General features: G+C 72.8%; 1 protein-coding gene. It reads left to right on the top strand.

What is annotated here, in order from left to right:
* Positions 1 to 17: 17 nt before the first annotated feature.
* Positions 18 to 4,925: non-ribosomal peptide synthetase (locus tag EAO70_RS36540; protein WP_148007082.1), on the top strand; the 4,908-nt coding region annotated here is incomplete at its 3' end.

Below are 4,925 nucleotides of genomic sequence, written 5' to 3'. Positions count from 1 at the left end.
TCGACGTCCTTGATGCCGTGGAGCGTGAGCGGTTGGTGGGTGGTGTGAACGCGACGGGTTCGGTGGTGCCGGTGGGTGTGGTGCCGGTGTGGTTCGCGGAGTGTGCGGCGCGGGTGCCGGAGGCTCTGGCGGTGGTGTGTGGTGGGGTGCGTCTGTCGTACGGGGAGTTGTGGTCTCGTGCGGTGGGTGTGGCGAATGAGTTGGCGCGTGTGGGTGTGGGTCGTGGTGCGGTGGTGGCGTTGGCGGTGCCGCGTTCGGTGGATGCGGTGGTGGCGATGCTGGGTGTGGGTCTTGCGGGTGGGGTGTTCCTGCCGGTGGATCTGGACTTCCCGGCCGACCGCATCGCGTACATCCTCTCCGACGCCCAGCCGGCGGTGATCCTGTCGAACCACGAGGCTGCCGGCCGGCTGCCGGAAGGGTCCGCCGCTCCCGTACTGCTGCTGGACGACATCCAGCCCGCTGCCGAACTGGCGGGGGAGTGCGTGGTGTCGGCAGAGGACGCGGCGTACGTGCTGTACACGTCGGGTTCGACGGGCCGTCCGAAGGGTGTGGTGGTGCCGCACGGCGCGCTGCGGAACTTCCTGTGGTCGATGGGCTCGCAGGTCGGGCTGTCGGCGGGGGAGAAGTGGCTGGCTGTGACCACGTTCGGCTTCGACATCTCCCTTCTCGAAGTCTTCCTGCCGCTGGTCTCCGGCGCCGTCGTCGTCGTCGCGGATCGCGAGGTGGTGCGTGATCCGCAGCGCCTGGGCGCTCTGGTGCGCTCCGAGGACATCGCGGTGATGCAGGCGACGCCCGGCCTCTGGCGCGCGCTGGCCGAGACGGACCCGGAGGCCGTGAAGGGGCTCAAGATCCTGGTCGGTGGGGAGGCCGTGGACGCGGCCCTCGCTGATGCACTGGCGCAGGCAGGTGTCTCGGTGTGGAACATGTACGGTCCGACGGAGACGACGATCTGGTCGACCAGCGCTCTGCTGACGGGTGATGGTGGTACGCCGATCGGTGCGCCGATCGCGAACACGCAGGTCTATGTTCTCGACGGCCGGCTCCGTCTCGTTCCGCCGGGTGTTTCCGGTGAGTTGTATGTCGCGGGGGAGGGTGTGGCCCGTGGCTATCTCGGTCGGCCGGGTCTGACGTCGGAGCGGTTCGTCTCCGATCCGTTCGGTGCGCCGGGTGCCCGGATGTACCGGACCGGTGACCTGGTCCGTTGGACGGATGCGGGTGTGCTGGAGTTCGTCGGCCGTGTCGACGACCAGGTGAAGGTGCGGGGCTACCGCATCGAGCTGGGCGAGGTCGAGTCGGCGCTGTCGACGGTGGACGGGGTCGCCCGGGCGGTCGCCATGGTCCGGGAGGACACGCCGAACGACCGTCGTCTCGTCGGCTATGTGGTTCCCGTAGAGGGAGTGGTCCTGGAGGCGGAATCGGTCCGTCGTGCGGTGGCGGGGCTGCTGCCGGAGTACATGGTCCCTTCAGCCGTAGTCGCGCTGGAGGCGGTTCCGCTGACTCCGAACGGCAAGACCGACCGCCAGGCTCTGCCCGCTCCGTCCGCCTCGGGCGTCGTGCGCCGTGAGGCGCGTTCGGCCCAGGAGGACATCCTCTGCGGGCTGTTCGCGGAGATCCTGGGACTGTCCCGGGTCGGCATCGACGACAGTTTCTTCGACCTCGGCGGCCACTCGCTCCTCGCGACCCGTCTCGTCTCCCGCATCCGCACGGTCCTCGGCGTCGAGCTGCCGGTCCGCGCACTGTTCGAGACCCCGACCGTCGCCACCCTCGCCCGTCACCTCGACGGCGGCGGCGCGGCGGCCGCGCGCACCGCCCTCGTCCCGCAGCTGCGTCCGGCCGAGATCCCGCTCTCCTACGCGCAGCGCCGCCTGTGGTTCATCAACCAGCTGGACACCGACAGCCCGCTCTACAACATCTCCCTGGGCCTGCGCCTGCACGGCCCGCTCGACGTGTTCGCGCTGGAGACCGCGCTCGCCGACGTGGTGACCCGCCACGAGTCGCTCCGCACCCTCTTCCCCGCGCCCGAGGGCACGCCCACGCAGGTCGTGCTCGACGCCGGGACCGTCGCGGGCCGGATCCTGCGGACCGTCGACGTCACAGAAAACGAGGTGCCCGCGCGGGTCGCCGCGACCGTCCGGCACGGTTTCGACCTGGCCGAGCAGACCCCGCTGCGGGCCACCCTGCTCACCGTCGGCCCGGACGAGCACGTCCTCGTGCTGGTGCTGCACCACATCGCCGGCGACGCCTGGTCCATGCGACCGCTCGCCCGCGACCTGGGCGACGCCTACGCCGCCCGGTGCGAGGGCGCCCCGCCGCAGTGGGCGCCGCTGCCGGTCCAGTACGCGGACTACGCACTGTGGCAGCGCGAGGTGCTCGGCGACGAGACCGACCCCGACAGCGAGATCGCCCGCCAGCTGGCCCACTGGACGCGGACCCTCGCCGGCCTGCCCGACGAGCTGCCCCTGCCGACCGACCGCCCGCGCCCCGACGCCTCCTCGCACCGGGGCGAGCGGATCCGTTTCGAGCTGGACGCCGCGCTGCACCGGCAGCTCGTCAGCCTCGCGCGGGAGTCCGGCACCAGCCTGTTCATGGTCCTCCAGGCGGCCCTGGCGAGCCTGCTGAGCCGCCTCGGCGCGGGGACGGACATCCCGATCGGCACCCCGGTCGCGGGCCGCACCGACGACGCCGTGGAAGAGCTGGTCGGCTTCTTCATCAACGAGCTCGTGCTGCGCACGGACACCTCCGGGAACCCGTCCTTCCGCGACCTCCTCGCCCGGGTCCGGGAGACCGACCTCACCGCGTACGCCCACCAGGACGTGCCGTTCGAGCGACTCGTCGAGGCCCTGAACCCGCCCCGCTCCCTCGGCCGCCACCCCCTGTTCCAGATCGTCCTCGCCCTTCAGAACACCGCGCAGCCCACCCTGGAGCTGCCGGGCCTGACCATCGGCGCCGAGCCGGGCAGCGGCGGCGTGGCCCGCTTCGACCTGTCCTTCGGCCTCAACGAGCGACTCACCGCCGACGGCGCGCCCGCCGGCCTCGACGCCCTCGTCGAGTTCGCCACGGACCTGTTCGACCGGGCGACGGTGGAGGCGATGGCGGAGCGGTTCGTCACCGTCCTGAAGGCCGTGGTCGCGGACGCCGACCGGCGGATCGAGGATCTCGACATCCTCGGCGGCGCCGAGCGCGAGCTGCTGCTCTACGGCTGGAACGACAGCGCCCGCCCCCTGCCCGACCTGCTCGTGCCGCGGATGATCGAGGCTCAGGTCGCCCGTACCCCCGACGCGCCCGCGGTGACCGGCGGCGACGTGACGCTGACGTACGCCGAGCTCAACGCGCGGGCGAACCGCCTGGCGCATCTGCTGATCGGGCGGGGCGCGGGTCCGGAGTCGGTCGTGGCGATCGCGGTGCCGCGGTCGCCGGAGATGATCGTCGCCGTGCTCGCCGTGCTGAAGTCCGGCGCGGCCTACCTGCCCGTCGACACCGAGTACCCCGCCGACCGCATCGCCTACATGCTGGCCGACGCCGCACCCGCCCTGGTGGTCACCGCCCAGGACGTCGTGCCGCACCTGCCCAAGGGCGCCGCCCAGCCCCTCCTCGCCCTCGACGCCCCGGCAACCGTCGCCGACCTCGCCGGGCAGCGCGCGGACGACCCCGCCGACGCGGACCGCACGAGCCCGCTGCTGGCCGACCATCCCGCCTACGTGATCTACACCTCCGGCTCCACCGGCACCCCGAAGGGCGTCGTCGTCCGCCACGCCGGCCTCGCCGACTACGTCGCGGGCGCCGCGGCCGACTACCGGGGCGTCGCGGGAACGGTGCCGCTGCACTCCTCGGTCTCCTTCGACACCACGGTGACCTCGCTGCACGTCCCGCTCACCGTCGGCGGCCGCATCCGGCTCACCGACTTGCTCGAAGGAGCCGTCGAGCAGGACTTCAGCCTCCTGAAGGTGACGCCCAGCCACCTCGGCATGCTCGCCGACTCCGTCGAACCGGCCGAGGCCGACGCCGAACTCCTCGTCGCAGGCGAGGCCCTCACCTCCGCTGCCGTCGCCCCCTGGCGCCGCCGGCACCCCGATGGCGCGGTCGTCAACGTCTACGGCCCCACTGAGACCACCGTCAGCGCCATCCAGCACCGCGCCGCCCCCGGCGAGGACCTGCCCGACGGAGCCGTGCCCATCGGCCGTCCCCTGCGCAACACCCAGGCGTACGTCCTCGACCGACGGCTCAACCCCGTCCCGGCCGGAGTCCCCGGTGAGCTGTACCTCGCCGGCGAGGGCGTGGCCCGCGGCTATCTGAACCGCACCGCGCTCACCGCCCAGCGCTTCGTCGCCGACCCGTTCGGCCCGGCCGGCACGCGGATGTACCGCACCGGTGACGTGGTCCGCCACCGGGCCGACGGCAGCCTGGAGTTCGTCGGCCGCGCCGACGACCAGGTGAAGGTCCGCGGCCACCGCATCGAACTCGGCGAGGTCGAGGCCGCGCTCGCCACCGTCCCCGGTGTGGCCCGCGCCGTCGCCGCCGTCCGCGAGGACACCCCCGGCAACCGCCGCCTGGTCGGCTATCTCGTCCCCGTCGAGGGCGCCGCCCCGGACGGCGAGACGGCCCGCCGCCACGTCGCCGCCGCCCTGCCCGAGTACATGGTCCCGTCGGCGGTCGTCACCCTCGACGCGGTGCCGCTCACCCCGAACGGCAAGACCGACCGCAGGGCCCTGCCCGCGCCACAGCAGACCGCGGTGGTACGCGGCAGGGAACCGCGCACCCCGCAGGAAGCGATCCTGTGCGGCCTGTTCGCCGACGTCCTCGGCGTCGGCCGGATCGGCGTCCACGACGGGTTCTTCGCGCTCGGCGGCCACTCCCTCCTCGCGACCCGGCTCCTCAGCCGCATCCGCTCGGTCCTGGGCGTACAGCTCGGCATCCGGGCCCTCTTC

This window comes from Streptomyces sp. adm13(2018), from assembly GCF_008042145.1.
Taxonomy (GTDB): Bacteria; Actinomycetota; Actinomycetes; order Streptomycetales; family Streptomycetaceae; genus Streptomyces.
Note: the sequence above shows the minus strand (reverse complement) of the source record. Positions and strands in the feature narration are given on the sequence as shown.